The sequence below is a fragment of the Amycolatopsis sp. NPDC051061 genome (assembly GCF_040682935.1).
In the GTDB taxonomy this organism is placed as follows: Bacteria; Actinomycetota; Actinomycetes; order Mycobacteriales; family Pseudonocardiaceae; genus Amycolatopsis.
Genome location: NZ_JBFBBZ010000066.1, coordinates 1 through 14572, shown reverse-complemented (window position 1 = coordinate 14572; position 14572 = coordinate 1). Strand labels below are relative to the sequence as shown.

The following is a 14572-nucleotide window of genomic DNA, read 5'->3' as shown; positions in this document are numbered from 1 at the left end:
CGTTCGTGCTGGTCAAGCGGCGACGAGCTGCTTCACGTCGGCTTCGGCCGCGCGGGCCACCATCTCGCCGGCTTCCTTCGCGGCCGCGCCGGCGATGACCATGATCAGCGCGATGAAGCTGCTGCGACGCAGGACGGTGACGAACCTTCCGTTGTCCCGCAGGCGATCCCACGCCGCTTCGTGATCGGCCTTGCCGTGGGTGAGGAAGGGGCGCAGGCCCTTCGTCATGATCGGCTGCGCGGTGAACGCGGAGAGCAGGATGACGAGCCCGGTGATCCCGCTGCCGATCGAGTCCTTGGCGATCATCATGCGGGCGTCCCCGGAGACGAAGGTCAGCAGCATCCCGACGACATTGGTCACGAGCACGACCAGCGCGAGCCCGTTGATGGTGCGGTTCTTGGCGAACTGGTGGAGGGTCCGGGCCAGCGGAAAGACACCGGAGAGGGCGAGTGCGGTGAAGTCGCTCGCGCCGAGCGAGTGGAGTCCGTAGTAGACGCCGAGGGGGACGCCGATTTCCACGCCGAGGGTCTTGAGCAGAGCGGCGGGTGCGTTGTCGTTCGTCATGCGGAAAGCTTGTCGCGACGCGGGGTTTCGCGGAGATGCGATCCGCCACGATCGAGGGATGACAGATGTCACGACCTCACGTTCGGCCCGGCCGGGTCGTCGTATGGGTATGGCGACCTTCCTGCGTTTCACGATCGGCCTGCAGACCTTGGCCGTACTTCTCTCGTCGATTACCGCCGGCCTGCTGCTGACCACACCGAACGGACATTCGCTGCATAGCGCGGCGGCGTACACGGTGTTCGTGGTGGCGATGGTCCACGTGCTGGCCGCCGTCCTGGCGTGGCGACCGGGCGGCGGCTCACCCCGGCCGATCGTCTCGGCGACCGTGTTCCTCGGGCTCGTGCTGGCGCAGGTGGCGCTGGGGATCGCGCACGTGACGGTCGTGCACGTCCCACTCGGTGTGCTGCTGTTCGGGGCGAGCCTGCTGCAGCTCAGCCGCCGGAGTGCATGTCTTCCGCCTCCGGAACGCAGTCGTCGTCCGGATCGTCCAGCCAGCCGTGTGGCAGCGTGACCTTGCCCGGCGACCCCTGCCGCCCACGGGGGCCGTCGGCGTTGTCCGGGAACGGGGCGTCGTGGTCGAGGCGGCCGATGAGGTCGTCGAGCTCGGTCACGCTGGAGACCATCGCGAAGCCGCGGCGCAGTTCGGAGCCGACCGGGAAGTTCATGAAGTACCAGGCCATGTGCTTGCGCAGGTCGCGCAGGGCCTTGGTCTCGCCGTCGTGCTGGATGAGCAGCTCGGCGTGGCGGCGCAGGACCCGTGCGACCTCGCCGAGGTTCGGCGGCGTCGGCAGCGGGCGCCCGGCGAACGCGGCCTCCAGCTCGCCGAACAGCCAGGGCCGGCCGAGGCAGCCGCGGCCGACGACCACGCCGTCGCAGCCGGTTTCGTCGACCATGCGCAGCGCATCGGCGGCGCTGAAGATGTCGCCGTTGCCGAGCACCGGGATGCTGGTCACGGCTTCCTTGAGGGCGGTGATCTTGGACCAGTCGGCCTGGCCGGAGTAGCGCTGCGCGGCGGTGCGCGCGTGCAGGCTGACGGCGGCCGCGCCCTCGGCTTCGGCGATGCGGCCGGCGTCGAGGTACGTGCGGTGGTCGTCGTCGATGCCGATGCGGAACTTGACCGTGAACGGCACGTCCCCCGCCGCGCGAGCGGACTCCCGGACGATCGCTTCGAACAGCTTCCGCTTGAACGGCAGCGCCGCCCCGCCGCCCTTGCGCGTCACCTTCGCGACGGGGCAGCCGAAGTTGGAGTCGACGTGGTCGGCGAGGCCCTCCCCGACGATGATCCGGACGGCTTCGGCCATGGTCTTCGGGTCGACGCCGTAGAGCTGCATGGACCTGGGCTTTTCGTTCGCCCCGAAGGTCATCATGTGCATGGTCCCGGGGTGCCGTTCGACGACGGCGCGGGCGGTGATCATCTCGCACACGTAGATGCCGGCGCCGTACTCGGCGCACAGCTGCCGGAAGGCGACGTTGGTGATGCCGGCCATCGGGGCGAGCACGACCGGCGGATCGACCTGGTAGGGGCCGATCTTCAGGGCGGGCTTGCTCAGGGTGGCGGTCACGTCCTCCATTGTCGCCTGTGGTGTCGATCACGTCGACCAGGGGCGGTCAAGCGACGAGGTCGTCCCAGCGGACCAGGATCGCCGTGGCCAGGAGGCCGGCAACGATGATCTTGATCAGGACCGTGCCGGTGGTCAACCCGGTGAGCGCCGTGAAGTCCAGCAGCACGCTCGCCACGAACGCCGCCGCGAGCACCTTCGCGCCCCAGCGTCGCCGGAACGCGAGCGCGACGACGCCGACCAGCTGGATCGCCGTCGCGAACACGCCGAGGACGAACCACGGCGACGGGTCCCCGCCGTGGTCGAGGTCGTCCGCCAGCACGCTGATCGCGGCGATCAGGAGCACCACCGTGCCCAAGCCGAAGACGGCCAGCATCACCGGCAGGAAGATCCGGCCGGCGCCGACGGGCGTGGCGCGTTCGGGAAGGCGGCGACGGGGCACAGCGAGCCTCCGCTCGGGTGGGGAACCCTCACTCTGCCCGACCGGCGGAGCGGATATCCACCGTGGTTTTGCCGCCACCGGTTGGCCGTAGGGTTCTGACATGACCGACAAGCCCCTGCGCTGGGGAATCATGGGGACCGGCGGCATCGCCGGCGCCTTCGCGGAAGACCTGAAGCTGACCGACTCCGGTGTCGTCGCCGCGGTGGGGTCGCGCACGGCCGAAAGTGCCGGCGCCTTCGCCGAGCAACGAGGCATCCCCACCCGGCACGGCAGCTACGAAGCCCTCGCGAACGACCCCGACGTCGACATCGTCTACGTCGCCACCCCGCACCCCCTGCACCACGGCAACGCGCGGCTCGCGCTCGAAGCCGGCAAGCCCGTGCTGGTCGAGAAGCCGTTCACGATGAACGCCGAAGAGGCGCGTGACCTGGTCGCTCTCGCCCGCGAACGCGATCTGTTCCTCATGGAAGCCATGTGGACGCGCTTCCTGCCGCACATCCGGCACGTCCGCGAGCTGCTGCCGAGCCTCGGCGACGTCGTCACCGTCACCGCCGACCACGGGCAGTGGTTCGCCGAGGACCCCGCCTTCCGGCTGTTCGCGCCCGGACTCGGCGGTGGTGCCCTGCTCGACCTGGGGATCTACCCCGTTTCGTTCGCGTCGATGGTGCTCGGCGCGCCGGACCGCGTCGCCGCCATGGTGACCCCCGCGTTCACCGGCGTCGACGCGCAGACGTCGATGCTGTTCGGCTACGCGAGCGGAGCGCAGGCCGTACTGAGCTGCACGTTGAGCGCGGTTTCGCCGACCACGGCGTCGATCGTCGGCACCGACGCGCGCATCGAGATCGACGGGCCGTTCTACGCGCCCGCGTCCTTCACGCTCATCCCGCGCGAAGGCGAGCGAAGCCGCTTCGAGTACCTCGACGAGGGCCGCGGCCTGCGGCATCAGGCCGACGAGGTGGCGAGGCTGCTGGCCGCCGGCGAGACCGAGAGCGCGCTCATGTCGCTCGACGAGACCGTCGCGATCATGACGACCATGGACCGGGTACTCACCGCGGTTGAGTAGTGCTACGGATCCGCCGGAGACCCCTTGTGGGTGACTCTGTCCGGTATGACCACCGAAGCAGACGTTCTCCTCCGGCTCGCCGGCGAGATCGACGACCTGGGGCGTCGTCTCGCTGTGGTGGGCTCCGAACTGCGGTCCGTACGAGCGGACGAGCCGATACCGGCTGAACCGCCGCAGCCGCAGCCGCAGCCGCAGCAGCAGCAGCAGCAGCAGCAGCAGCAGCCGCAGCCGCAGCCGCAGCCGCAGCCGCAGCCTGAGCGGCCGCAGCAGCAAGCGCCGCATCAGCAGATGCCGCCGCAGCAGCAAGCGCAGCAGCAGCCTTGGCCCCCGCCACCGCAGATGCCGCCGCCGTGGCCGCAGAACCCGTGGCCCCAGAACCCGTGGGCGCCACCCCAGCAGCACTACGTCCCGCCGTCGCTCCACCAGCCCGTCCCGCGTCAGACGCTGGGCGAAAAGCTCGGCAAGGAGGGCGCGGGCAGCCGCGTCCTGGCCTGGGTCGGCGGGGCCGTGACGCTGCTCGGTGTCGTCCTGCTGCTGGTACTGGCCGTCCAGCGGGGCTGGCTCGGGCCGCTGCCGCGGGTGCTCGTCGGCGCCGCCTTCGGGCTCGCGTTGACCGGGGCCGGCGTCTGGCTGCACCGCAAGCCCGCCGGGCGCACGGGGGCGTTCGCCCTCGCCTGGACCGGCATCGCGACGCTCTACCTGGACGCCGTCGCCGCGACGTCGCTCTACGACTTCCTGCCGGTGCTCGCCGGGCTCGCCGTGGGTCTCGCGGTCGCCGTCGGCGGGCTGCTCGTGGCCCTGCGCTGGGAGTCGGCGCTGCTGGCTTCCGTCGTCGTCGCGGGCTGTGTGGTGTGCGCACCGATGATCACCCGCGGGTTCACCCCCGAACTCGTCGCCTTCCTGCTGATGGTCCAGCTCGCGACGGCGCCGGTGCAGCTGCGCCGCGACTGGTCGTCGTTGACGCTCGCCGCCGGCGTGCCGCCGCTGGTCGCCTCGGTCGTCAGCACCGCGGTGGCGCACGACGGTTGGCAGAACACCGCCGCGGCGCTCGGGGCTGGCGTCATCGGCATCGCGCTCGCGCTGATCGTCCTGCGCCGCCGCGAAAACGACCCCGCCGCGCTGTCCGTGCTGGCGACGGCGGTCGTCCCGACGCTGGTCGCGGCGCTGCTCCTGCCCAAGGTCCAGGCCGTGCCCGTCGCGGCCGGCGCCGGGGTCGTCCTCCTGGCCGTGTGGGTGGCGCGCCGTTGGTGGCCGGGGCTCGCCGGGCACCTGGCCGGGCTCGCCGGGCTGCTGGCGATCCTGCAGGCCACCGTCACGCAGTTCGACGGCCCGGCCCGCGCCGCGGTGCTGCTCGGCGAGGCACTCCTGCTCGTCGTGGCGGCGGTGGGTGGCCGCAACAAGTTCGCGCTGGGCGCCGCGCTCGGTTTCGCGACGATCGGTGGCCTGGTCGGCGTGTTCTTCGACGTCACACCCGTGTTGCTGATGGTGTACCGGATCCGGTCGGCCGGTGACGTCGCCGGTGCGCTCGCGGTCGCCCTGCTGCTGCTCGCGGTCTCGGTCGCGCTGCCGTGGGCGGCGCTGCGGCTGGAGGTCTTCCGCGGGCCGGCCGACGACCTGCCGATCTGGCTCGTCGCCGGGGTTTCCGCGCTGTACGGCGCCGCCGGGGTCGTGCTGTGCGGATCGCTGCTGGCCGTCCCCGGCCGCGCCGGGTTCCTCGTCGGCCACGCGCTGATCACGGTCTCCTGGACGGTTGCGGCGCTCGTGCTGCTGCTGCGCGGGATCGGCGTCGTCGGGCTGCGTGTCAGCGGGCTGGTCCTGGTCGGCGCGGCGGTGCTCAAGCTGGTGCTGTTCGACCTGTCGGCCTTGGACGGCTTGGCACGGGTCGGCGCGTTCCTCGGCGCGGGGCTGGTACTGCTCGCGGCCGGGGCGCGGTATGCGCGTCGCGTCGCTTCGCACTGACCGGGGAAGAATTGTCGGTGCTTCGTGGTTAGCTGGGTCACAGTCCGACGACCAGGGGGTAGTACCGATGGCAGAACCGAAGCTCGCCGACCGTTCCGCGGAGAGGATCGGCTGGCTGACCACCGTCACGCCGAAGGGGCGGCCAGCGCCACGACCGGTGTGGTTCGTGCTCGAGGGCGACGACGTCGTGGTGTTCAGCAAGCCGGACACCGCGAAGCTCCGGCACCTCGAGGCCAACCCCGAGGTGAGCTTTCACCTCAACAGCAACGAAAACGGCGGCGCGATCCTCGTCGTCAACGGGAAGGCGCACGTCGAGGAGGGCAAGGCGTCGGAAGCGTCCGGCTACCTCGACAAGTACGGCTCGTCCTACGACACCATCGGGTTCGAGACGCCCGAAGCGTTCGACGCCGCGTACTCCGTCCGCATCCGCGTGGTGCCCGACCGCTCCTGGGGGTGGTGAGGGTCAGTCCACTGTAGACAATTCGATACGCATGACCACGCGCCGGGGAGTCGGGTGGCTGACTTCCTCGAAGCCGGCGTCGGCGAACACCTGGCGGGCGCCGACGTGCAGCTCACCCCACGTGATCTCCTTGCCCGGCTGGGTGATCATCGGGTACGCCTCGAGCGCGCGGGCCCCGCGTTCGCGGGCGAAGCCGATCGTGGCGCGGGCGAGCGGGTAGGTGAGGCCGCGGCCGCGATAGCCCTTGCGGACGGCGAAGCACGTCACCGCCCAGACGCCGTCGTCGTCCTTGTCCTCGCTGCGGCCGGTCCACGGGACGCGCGTGCCGCGCAGCTTGGGGTAGGCGGTCCGCGGCTCCACGGCCACCCAGCCGGCCGGCTCGCCGCCGACGTAGGCCACGAGCCCGCTCGTGGCGGCCCCCGGCTCGCCGCAGGCGGTCTGGGCCCGCAGCATGGCGGTGCGCTGCTCCTGCGTCGAGTCGCGCCAGATCCAGCCGGCGACCTTGAACCGCTGGCACTGGCAGCGCCCGGGGTAGTCGGCGGTCCCGAAGACCGCGGCGACGTCGTCCCACGACGCCTCGTTGGCGGGGACGACGGTGACGTCTCCGGCCGCCGTCACGCCGGCGCGTCCTCGCCGACCAGGCCGTCCACGGCTTCGCGGAGCAGGTCGGCGTGGCGCGCGCACTCCTCGATCATGTCCACGATGATCCGCCGTGGGTTCGGGGTTCGCGCGTCGGGCCAGGTGAAGCTGTCCGCCTGGCCGGCGTCACTCCGGCGAGCCGCGCGCGTCCTCGGGCAGCGCCTGCCGGCCGCCACCGAAAGTCCGCGGTCCTGAGCGGAAAGCAACCTTCGTATCCCAACGAGTGAACCAGCGGGAGTCCACGTATCGTCTTTCCGTGGCCGAACACACCGGCGAAACCCGCAACGAGCAGCTGACCCGCAACGTCGGCGAGCTGCTCCAGGAGCTGCGCGTCGCCCAGGCCGGCGTGCAGATCCTCTTCGGCTTCCTGCTTTCGGTCGTGTTCACCGACCGCTTCCACGACGCCAGCGGGTTCGAGAAGTCGCTGCACCTGTCCGCGGTGGTGCTCGCGATGGCGTCGACAGCGCTGCTGACCGCGCCCGCGGCGTGGCACCGGCTGCTGTTCCGCACGGGCAGCCGGGAGCGGATCCTGACCGTCGGCAACAAGCTCGTGCTGGTCGGCCTGGTCTGCCTGGCCCTGGCGATCACGTGCACGGTCGCGCTGATCGCGAAGGTGGTCTACGGCGAAATCTCCATGATCATCATGGCGGTGCTGTCCGTGCTGATCTTCGGGACGCTCTGGTTCGTGATGCCGATCCGGCTGAACCCGGCCGACGGCGATCAGCCGACGGGCCCGCCCAAGTAGAGCGTGTCCTCCTGGACGAAACAGAGCGGGTTGCCGAACGGGTCGTCCGCGTAGAAGGACCGTTCGCCCCAGAACTGCGTCTCGATGGCGTCGTCGACCCAGCGCGGCCCGGCGGCGCGCACCCGCCGGAACGTCTCGTCGACGTCGTCAACCGCGAGGTAGACGATCCGCGGGTCCCGCTGCGGCCGCGGTTCGCGGTGTTCGAGCGGCGCCTCGACGCAGGCGAGCACCACGTCGCCGCAGGGGAAGTAGTGCCGGTTGACCGCGATCCGCTCGCCGGGGTGGCCGAGGACCGGTTCGTAGAACGCGACCGCCGTCTCGATGTCGTCGACGGGCTGGATCAACCGGAACACCCGCGGGCCGCTCATGCGCGCACAGTACCGCTGTTCATCCCGAGTTCGGCAGCAGTTGCCGGGACGGTCGGGCGGCGCCCGTAGCTTCCGCGTCGTGACTGACACCTCTCGCCGGACCTTCCTCCTCGGCGCGGGCGCCGCCGCCGCGGCGACCCTGCCGGCCGTCGCCCTCGGCACGCCCGCCGGCGCCGCCGAAGCGCCGGGCCACCACCGGCCCGACGCCGAAGATCCGCGCTTCACGCTCGTGGTCATGCCGGACACGCAGTACCTGTTCGACGAGGACCGCGGCGACGCGGCCCCGCTGGACGCCTCGCTGCGCTACGTCCTCGACGAGTCGCCTGACAACGTTGTCTTCCTGGCTCACCTCGGAGATCTCACGCAGAACGGCCGCGTGGACGAGTTCTCGCGCATCAGCAAGTCGTTCCAGGCGCTCGACCGCCGCCGGTTCCCGTACAGCACCCTCGCGGGCAACCACGACATCGACGGCTCGAAGGACGACCAGCGCGGCCCGTCGCTGTACCTCGACGCGTTCGGCCCGCAGCGTCAGCGCAACTCGCCGACGTTCAAGGGCGCGTCCAAGGACGGCTACCACACCTACCACGTCTTTCGCGGCGGTGGCCGCGATTGGCTGCTGCTCGCCCTGGACTGGCGGCCCTCGGCCGGCGGCCTCGAGTGGGCCAGGCAGGTCCTCGCACAGCACCCGGCGCTGCCCGCGATCCTCACCATCCACGAACTGGTCTGGGCCGACGACGACCACCAGGCCCAGTTCTCGACGTTCGGCGAGCTCGTCTGGAAGGAGCTCGTCGACGGCAACGACCAGATCTTCCTGACGCTGAACGGCCACTACTGGCCGACCGGGCGCACGGTCCGCAAGAACGCCGCGGGGCACGACGTCCACGTCCACCTCGCCAACTACCAGGACCGCTACTACGGCGGCAGCGCGATGGTGCGGCTCTACCAGTTCGACCTCGCGCGCGGCGTGGTCGACGTCCGGACGTTCTCGCCGTGGCTCGCCGCGCAGGACCACCTGTCCGAGATGCAGCAGGTCGAGGTCGAGCGCAGCGGCGCGGCCGACTACTTCAGCCTCGAGATCGACTTCGCCGAGCGCTTCAAGGGGTTCGCGCCGGTGCCGGTCCCGCCGGATCGGCCCGCGAAGCAGCTGCTGGTGCCGGGAACGGTCGCCTACTGGCGCTTCGAGGGCGGCCAGGACGGCGAACCGGTGCCGGACGACGTCGTCGTGCGCGACCGGACCGGCCGCGGCAACGACCTCACCCGCGTCACCGCGCCCGGCAGCGGCCCGGACGCGCTGAAGTTCTCCAGCGAGTTCTCGCCGCGGCAGCCGTCGCGGGCGAGCCTGCGGTTCGACGGCGGCCGCGACCCGAGCCGCGGCGCGTACCTGCGCACGGTCGACGCGGCGCCGATGAACGAGCTGAAGTTTGAGCGCGGCTACACCGTCGAAGCGTTCTTCCGGCTGCCGGCGGACTTCAAGGACGGTCACCACGGCTGGTGCGGGCTGTTCGCCCGGCAGGGCAGCGGCGCGGCCGCCGGCAAGACCGGCGACGACCCGAAGGAGTCCGCCGCCACACTGTCCCTTTCGGACGGTGGGGAGCTGCAGTGGGCGGTGTTCCCGCTGAACCAGAACCGGATCTCGACGAACTGGGGCCATGAGCTGCCGGTCGAGAAGTGGTGGCACGTCGCGGTGGTCAACGACGGCCGGCGCACGACGGTGTACGTCGACGGCTGCCCGGTGGTGCGGAACCCGGCCACGCCGTCGGTCGGGCTCGCCGACCCGGGCGGCTCGTGGCTGGTCGGTGCCTCGTCCTACGACGGGAAGGTCGACCGGAGCTTCGCCGGGCTGCTGGGTGACGTGCGGGTGGTCGACCGGCCGCTGAGCACACGCGAATTCATGCTCGGATAGGGGTCTTGACAGCGGGTGGACAATAAAAATTCGACGTGCCTTCCGAAATAAACAGGAAGACCCGCCGAATGTAGCTCAGTCTAACCGCTGTGAGGGGAATTTGTCAAACCAGGGGTACGACGAGGAATTGCGGGCCGAGCGCGCGTACATCCGCGGGCTGTACGCGCGTCTCGACCGCGAACGTGACGAGGCGCGCGCCCGCTACCGCCGCGCACTCGGGGAACCGGGGACCACGCTGGTGGAGCGGGACGCGGACGTGCGCGTCCGGGCCCGGGAGACGGTCCGGTTGAACGTCGCCGACAACGGGCTCTGCTTCGGCCGGTTGGACGCCCTTTCGGGCGAAACGGAGTACATCGGCCGGATCGGTCTCTTCGACGGCGGAAACGACTACGAACCCCTTCTGCTGGATTGGCGGGCGCCGGCGGCGCGGCCGTTCTACGTCGCCACCGCGGCGACGCCGGAAAACATGCGCCGCCGTCGCCAGTTCCACGCGCTGGGGCGAAAGGTCGTCGATTTCACGGACGAAATCCTCGGCCGTCCCGGCGGCGGCGAGCGCGGGGACGCGGCGTTGCTCGCGGCCGTCAACGCGCCGCGCGGGGCGGGCATGCGGGACATCGTCGCGACGATCCAGGCCGAGCAGGACGAGATCATCCGGCTCGGCCACGCGGGGGTGCTGGTCGTCGAGGGCGGGCCGGGCACCGGCAAGACCGCCGTCGCGTTGCACCGCGTCGCCTACCTGCTCTACACGCGGCGCGAGCGCATGTCGCGCAGCGGTGTGCTGGTGGTCGGGCCGAGCCCGCTGTTCCTCGACCACATCGGCCGCGTGCTGCCGTCGCTCGGCGAGTCGGACGTCGTCTTCCGGACCACGGGCGACCTCGTGCCCGGGCTGCGCGTCACCGCCGAGGACCCGCCGGAGGTGGCGAAGCTCAAGGGGTCGCTGAAGATCCTCGACGTGCTGGCCGCGGCGGTCGCCGACCGGCAGAAGGTGCCCGACGAACCGGTGCCGGTCGAGCTGGCCGACGTCACCGTGGCGCTCGACGCCGGCATCGCGGGCGAGGCCCGGCTCGAAGCGCGCCGGTCCGGGCTGCCGCACAACGAGGCCGGCGCGGTCTTCCGCGAGCACGTCGTGGCCGTCCTCGCCGAACGGGCCGTGGCCGAGATCGGCGAGGGCTGGCTGACCCGGGACGACCGCGGCGCGTGGGCCGACCTGCGCGCCGACGTCCTCGAAGAGCTGACCGGGCACGAGGACCTCGCCGCCGCGCTCGACGGGCTGTGGCCGGAACTGACGCCGGAGACGCTGCTGGCGCCGCTGTACATGTCGCCGCGCCGGCTCGAGGCCGCCGGTGCGGATCCGGCGTTGTTCCGCGCGGACGGCGCGGCCTGGACCGTGTCCGACGTGCCGTTGCTCGACGAGCTGGTCGACCTGCTCGGCCGGGACGACTCCGCCGAGCGCGCCGCCGCGCGTCGCCGGGTGGAGGAGGACGCGGAGTACGCCGAAGGCGTCATGGACCTCATCAAGCTGGACCGCGAGGAACAGGACGAGGATCTCGGCTTGGTCGCCACCGACCTGCTCCACGCCGAGGACCTGGCCGAGCGGTTCGCCGAGCGCGACACCCGCGACCTCGCCGAGCGCGCGGCCGAGGACCGCGACTGGACCTACGGGCACGTCGTCGTCGACGAGGCGCAGGAACTGTCCGAAATGGACTGGCGAGCGCTGATGCGGCGGTGCCCGAGCCGCTCGTTCACGATCGTCGGCGACCTGGCGCAACGCCGAAGCGCGGCCGGGGCGACGGCGTGGGGGCCGGTGCTGGCGCCCTACGTCGCCGACCGGTGGGTGTACCGGGAGCTGACCGTGAACTACCGGACCCCGGCGGAGATCATGACCGTCGCCGGCGCGCTGCTCGCGCGGTTCGCGCCGGACGCGCGGCCGCCGGAATCCGTGCGCGCGTCCGGGACCTGGCCGTGGTCCAGACGAGTCGCGGACGGCGAACTCCCGGACGCCATCGGCGATTTCGTCCGCGACGAGGCCGGTCGCGAAGGCACCAGCGTCGTCATCGGGCCGCCCGGCGTACCGGGCACGGTTCCGGCGTCGGCGACCAAGGGCCTGGAGTTCGACGCCGTCCTCGTCGTCGAGCCGGAACGGATCCTGGCCGAGGGCGCGCGGGGCGCGGCCGAGCTGTACGTCGCGCTCACCCGCGCCACGCAGCGCCTCGGGGTCCTGCACCGGGATCCGCTCCCGGCGGCGCTGGCCGGGCTCGCCGAAGCGGGCGTGCCCGCGCGGGCCGGCCACCGCCGGTTCCAGTAGCGGCTCGTGAGTGAGAAACAGTGTCAGAACACTGTTTCTCACTCACGACCGCTACGCCGTGAGCCGGCCCCAGGCGTAGTTCTGCTTGGCCAGCTTGAGGTAGACGAACAGCTCGGTCCCGGACACGCCGTCGATCTTGCGGATCTCTTCGCCCAGCACTTCGAGCATGTGGTCGTCGTCCCGGCAGACGAGTTCGGCCAGCAGGTCGTAGCGCCCGGCGCACAACACGACGTAGTGCACGTTCGGCAGCTCGGACAGTTTGTCGGCGACCGCCCGCGGATCAGCGCCGTCGACGCTGATGCCGACCATCGCCTGCCGCGTCAGATCGACGTTGGCGGGGTCGGTCACCGCGACGATCTGCATGAGGTCGTCGCGCAGGAGCCGTTGTACCCGCTGGCGGACGGCTCCCTCCGAAAGCCCGACCGCCTTCGCGAGCGCGGTGAACGATGCCCGGCCGTCCTGCTGCAGCAGTCCGATGAGCGATCTGTCCGTGTTGTCCAGCCCGCGCGCACGTGAATCTTCACCCATGCCGTCCCTCCCTGTGTTTCGGCATGTGATTTGTCAAGTGCGCAGCGTATCGAGACCTGACCAGAAAGCGAGACCCCGGCGCCAGCTTCACGTGATCCGGCGCCAGGATCGTGATTTGCCGAGGAATCGGTGGCTGTGGCGAAAACTCACGAGTCATTCCGAGGCGGCTCGGACGCCCGCTCGCCGCCGACCTAGAACCAGGTGCCGAGGGCGGCGTCGAGTGGACCTTCGCCCGCCCAAGCGATGACGCCGTCGGGCCGGAGCAGCAGCGGCTCGGTGTTCGTCGCCGGGACGACGTCGACACGGGGATCGGCCGGGTGCTCGGCCGTCAGCAGGAGGCCGCGGCCGCTGCGCGTGTGTTCGTGCAGCCTGGTCGCGTGACCGCCGCCGTCGACGATTTCGAGGTCGGGGCAGTGCTCGCCGACCGGGGCCGGGGCGGGGTAAGGGAAGTCGTAGCGCGTCTTCGTCCCGGCCAGGAGGTCGGCGAAGTACTTGTTCGCCTCGGGCAGGTCCAGCACTTCGCCGACGATCTCCCGCAGTGCGTCGACGTGCGGGCCGGGCGTCAGCAACGCCGACTGCGCGCGCGTGTTGCGTAGCACCGCTTCGCCGGCTGGGTGCCTTTCGCGCGTGTACGTGTCGAGGAACGCTTCGGGCTTGTCGCCGCGGAGGACGGCGCCGAGTTTCCAGCCGAGGTTGGCCGCGTCGGGAAGGCCGAGGTTGAGGCCCTGGCCGCCGCTCGGCGAGTGCACGTGCGCGGCGTCGCCGGCGAGGAAGACGCGGCCGCGGCGGTAGTCGTCGGCCTGGCGGGCCTGGTCACCGAACCGCCGTTCCTCCTGGAACTCTTCGACGACGACGTCCGCACCGGTGATCCGCCCGATGCTCGCGGCGAAGTCGTCCGCGGTGACCGGCTCCGGGCCCGTCGCGGGCTCGGTGATCCCGACCATGCTGCCGCCGTGGAGGAAGGTGCCGCCGGCGTACCGCCCGGCCGGCGGGACGTCGCCGGCGAACCGCACCTGTCCGGCGATCGTGCGCAACAGTGCCGGGGTGCCGGGGAAGGCGAAGCCGGCCAGCTTCCGGAGGGTGCTGCGGCCGCCGTCGCAGCCGACGACGTACTGCGCCCGCCAGGTCCGGCCGGCGGTCACGGTGACACCGTCCACATCGGACTCCAGCGCGGTGACCTCGTGCCCGCGCAGCACCCGGATGCCTTCGGCGTGTTCCGCGAGGACGCGTTCCAGCTCCGGCTGCCAGATGTTGGTCCGGGGCCTCCCGGCGTCCGGGGTGATCTTGAAGATGTTCGCGAAGTGGCCTCGGGTGCTGCCGTGGTCGCGAGCGAGGTCCTTCGCGCCTTCGACGTCGGCCTTGGCGAGCCGGTCGCCGAGACCGCGTCGCCAGAGCGCTTCGGTCGCAAGTGCGCCCAGGCCGCGTGACTTCGGTTCTTTCGAAGGGCTTTCCAGGCGCTCCAGGACCAGGGGTTCGGCGCCCGCCAGCTTGAGCTCGGCCGCGAGGAACAGGCCTACCGGGCCCGCGCCCACGACGATCACGTCGGCGTCCATGCTTTCTCCTTAACTTGTTAAGGGCTAGGATGGCCTTAACAAGTTAAGGCGTTAAGGAGGAGCATGCCGCTGGAAGTCGGCGACGCGGTGCGCGTCGCGCTGAAACTGCTGGAAGACGAGGGTCTCGACAAGCTGACCGTGCGGCGGCTGGCCACCGGGCTGGGCGTCAAGGCGCCCGCGTTGTACTGGCACTTCCGGAGCAAGCGCGCGCTGCTCGACCACATGACGGACGCGATCGTGGCGCCGGTCGTCGCCGGGCTGCCGTCCGGCGGGCCGTGGCTCGGCTGGCTCGAAGACGCGGGCTTCGCGCTGCACGCGGCGTTGCTCGCGCACCGCGACGGCGCCCGCGTCGCGCTGGGGGCCGACCTCACCGTGGCCCGCGCGCTCGGCGAGCGCGCCCGCCGCCCCGGGGGGGGGGGGGCCCCCCCCGGGGTGCCCCGCCGGGCGGGGCCCCCCCCCCCCCGCGGGCGGGGGGGCAATGTTG

At 71.4% G+C, this 14572-nt stretch carries 16 protein-coding genes; 8 read left to right on the top strand and 8 right to left on the bottom strand.

The genetic code is table 11. The features are described from left to right. Positions 1 to 12: 12 nt before the first annotated feature. Positions 13 to 564 (bottom strand): VC0807 family protein, encoded by a 552-nt coding sequence (locus tag AB0N03_RS46615; protein WP_364386931.1) that lies wholly within the window; start codon positions 562 to 564, stop codon positions 13 to 15. A gap of 109 nt (positions 565 to 673) precedes the next feature. On the opposite strand from AB0N03_RS46615, the gene AB0N03_RS46610 reads away from it, so the two are divergent. Next, positions 674 to 1075 carry a hypothetical protein gene (locus AB0N03_RS46610; RefSeq protein ID WP_364386929.1) on the top strand — a complete coding sequence of 134 codons (402 nt, stop codon included), beginning with the start codon at positions 674 to 676 and terminating at the stop codon, positions 1073 to 1075. On the opposite strand, the gene dusB is transcribed toward AB0N03_RS46610, so the two are convergent. Together dusB and AB0N03_RS46600 are read right to left on the bottom strand one after the other, a co-directional pair. Continuing rightward, entirely contained in the window at positions 996 to 2135 is a 1140-nt protein-coding gene (dusB, locus tag AB0N03_RS46605; protein WP_364386927.1) for a tRNA dihydrouridine synthase DusB, read from the bottom strand. The two genes, AB0N03_RS46610 and dusB, sit on opposite strands and share 80 nt — an antisense overlap. Before the next feature lie 37 nt (positions 2136 to 2172). Continuing rightward, complete coding sequence (locus tag AB0N03_RS46600) at positions 2173 to 2565, bottom strand: hypothetical protein (protein WP_364386925.1); 393 nt, start codon at positions 2563 to 2565, stop codon at positions 2173 to 2175. Between the two features lie 100 nt (positions 2566 to 2665). Here AB0N03_RS46600 and AB0N03_RS46595 point away from each other — a divergent pair, with 100 nt between their 5' ends. The 3 genes from AB0N03_RS46595 (at position 2666) to AB0N03_RS46585 (ending at position 6047) form a co-directional block, all read left to right on the top strand. Next, positions 2666 to 3628 (top strand): Gfo/Idh/MocA family oxidoreductase, encoded by a 963-nt coding sequence (locus tag AB0N03_RS46595; RefSeq protein ID WP_364386923.1) that lies wholly within the window; start codon positions 2666 to 2668, stop codon positions 3626 to 3628. 45 nt (positions 3629 to 3673) lie between these two features. Further along, on the top strand, positions 3674 to 5587 hold the full coding sequence (locus AB0N03_RS46590; RefSeq protein WP_364386921.1) for a DUF2339 domain-containing protein: 1914 nt from the start codon (positions 3674 to 3676) through the stop codon (positions 5585 to 5587). A 67-nt stretch (positions 5588 to 5654) separates the two neighbouring features. After that, entirely contained in the window at positions 5655 to 6047 is a 393-nt protein-coding gene (locus AB0N03_RS46585) for a TIGR03667 family PPOX class F420-dependent oxidoreductase (protein ID WP_364386919.1), read from the top strand. 3 nt (positions 6048 to 6050) lie between these two features. On the opposite strand, the gene AB0N03_RS46580 is transcribed toward AB0N03_RS46585, so the two are convergent. Both AB0N03_RS46580 and AB0N03_RS46575 read right to left on the bottom strand, forming a co-directional pair. Then, positions 6051 to 6665 (bottom strand): GNAT family N-acetyltransferase, encoded by a 615-nt coding sequence (locus AB0N03_RS46580; protein ID WP_364386917.1) that lies wholly within the window; start codon positions 6663 to 6665, stop codon positions 6051 to 6053. Then, the gene (locus tag AB0N03_RS46575) at positions 6662 to 6862 is read right to left on the bottom strand and encodes a DUF664 domain-containing protein (protein WP_364386915.1); all 201 of its coding nucleotides are present in this window, start codon (positions 6860 to 6862) and stop codon (positions 6662 to 6664) included. The genes AB0N03_RS46580 and AB0N03_RS46575 overlap by 4 nt, the downstream gene beginning before the upstream one ends. Before the next feature lie 80 nt (positions 6863 to 6942). On the opposite strand from AB0N03_RS46575, the gene AB0N03_RS46570 reads away from it, so the two are divergent. Beyond that, on the top strand, positions 6943 to 7431 hold the full coding sequence (locus AB0N03_RS46570; RefSeq protein ID WP_364386913.1) for a DUF6328 family protein: 489 nt from the start codon (positions 6943 to 6945) through the stop codon (positions 7429 to 7431). Here AB0N03_RS46570 and AB0N03_RS46565 read toward each other — a convergent pair. Further along, positions 7407 to 7799 (bottom strand): VOC family protein, encoded by a 393-nt coding sequence (locus tag AB0N03_RS46565; protein WP_364386911.1) that lies wholly within the window; start codon positions 7797 to 7799, stop codon positions 7407 to 7409. The genes AB0N03_RS46570 and AB0N03_RS46565 overlap by 25 nt on opposite strands. Positions 7800 to 7878: 79 nt before the next feature. Between AB0N03_RS46565 and AB0N03_RS46560 the strand changes: the two genes are divergently transcribed. Beyond that, on the top strand, positions 7879 to 9702 hold the full coding sequence (locus AB0N03_RS46560) for a LamG-like jellyroll fold domain-containing protein (protein ID WP_364386909.1): 1824 nt from the start codon (positions 7879 to 7881) through the stop codon (positions 9700 to 9702). Between the two features lie 100 nt (positions 9703 to 9802). Then, positions 9803 to 12007 carry an RNA polymerase recycling motor ATPase HelR gene (gene helR, locus AB0N03_RS46555; RefSeq protein WP_364386907.1) on the top strand — a complete coding sequence of 735 codons (2205 nt, stop codon included), beginning with the start codon at positions 9803 to 9805 and terminating at the stop codon, positions 12005 to 12007. Positions 12008 to 12058: 51 nt separating this feature from the next. Here the strand turns inward: helR and AB0N03_RS46550 are convergent, their stop codons facing one another. Both AB0N03_RS46550 and AB0N03_RS46545 read right to left on the bottom strand, forming a co-directional pair. Beyond that, positions 12059 to 12535: an Lrp/AsnC family transcriptional regulator gene (locus tag AB0N03_RS46550; protein ID WP_364386905.1), complete on the bottom strand. Its 477-nt coding sequence runs from the start codon at positions 12533 to 12535 to the stop codon at positions 12059 to 12061. 191 nt (positions 12536 to 12726) lie between these two features. Beyond that, positions 12727 to 14088, bottom strand: coding sequence for an FAD-dependent monooxygenase (locus AB0N03_RS46545; RefSeq protein ID WP_364386903.1), 1362 nt, complete (start codon positions 14086 to 14088; stop codon positions 12727 to 12729). A 63-nt stretch (positions 14089 to 14151) separates the two neighbouring features. Here AB0N03_RS46545 and AB0N03_RS46540 point away from each other — a divergent pair. After that, positions 14152 to 14572, top strand: a 421-nt coding sequence (locus AB0N03_RS46540) for a TetR family transcriptional regulator (protein WP_364386901.1), incomplete at its 3' end; no start/stop codon positions are given.

Excerpts from the sequence above, each read along its gene's own strand:
- AB0N03_RS46590 (WP_364386921.1), top strand. The coding sequence starts at position 3,674 with ATGACCACCGAAGCAGACGTTCTCCTCCGGCTCGCCGGCGAGATCGAC.
- AB0N03_RS46565 (WP_364386911.1), bottom strand. The coding sequence starts at position 7,799 with ATGAGCGGCCCGCGGGTGTTCCGGTTGATCCAGCCCGTCGACGACATC.
- AB0N03_RS46615 (WP_364386931.1), bottom strand. The coding sequence starts at position 564 with ATGACGAACGACAACGCACCCGCCGCTCTGCTCAAGACCCTCGGCGTG.
- AB0N03_RS46585 (WP_364386919.1), top strand. The coding sequence starts at position 5,655 with ATGGCAGAACCGAAGCTCGCCGACCGTTCCGCGGAGAGGATCGGCTGG.
- AB0N03_RS46595 (WP_364386923.1), top strand. The coding sequence starts at position 2,666 with ATGACCGACAAGCCCCTGCGCTGGGGAATCATGGGGACCGGCGGCATC.
- AB0N03_RS46550 (WP_364386905.1), bottom strand. The coding sequence starts at position 12,535 with ATGGGTGAAGATTCACGTGCGCGCGGGCTGGACAACACGGACAGATCG.
- dusB (WP_364386927.1), bottom strand. The coding sequence starts at position 2,135 with ATGGAGGACGTGACCGCCACCCTGAGCAAGCCCGCCCTGAAGATCGGC.
- AB0N03_RS46545 (WP_364386903.1), bottom strand. The coding sequence starts at position 14,088 with ATGGACGCCGACGTGATCGTCGTGGGCGCGGGCCCGGTAGGCCTGTTC.
- AB0N03_RS46610 (WP_364386929.1), top strand. The coding sequence starts at position 674 with ATGGCGACCTTCCTGCGTTTCACGATCGGCCTGCAGACCTTGGCCGTA.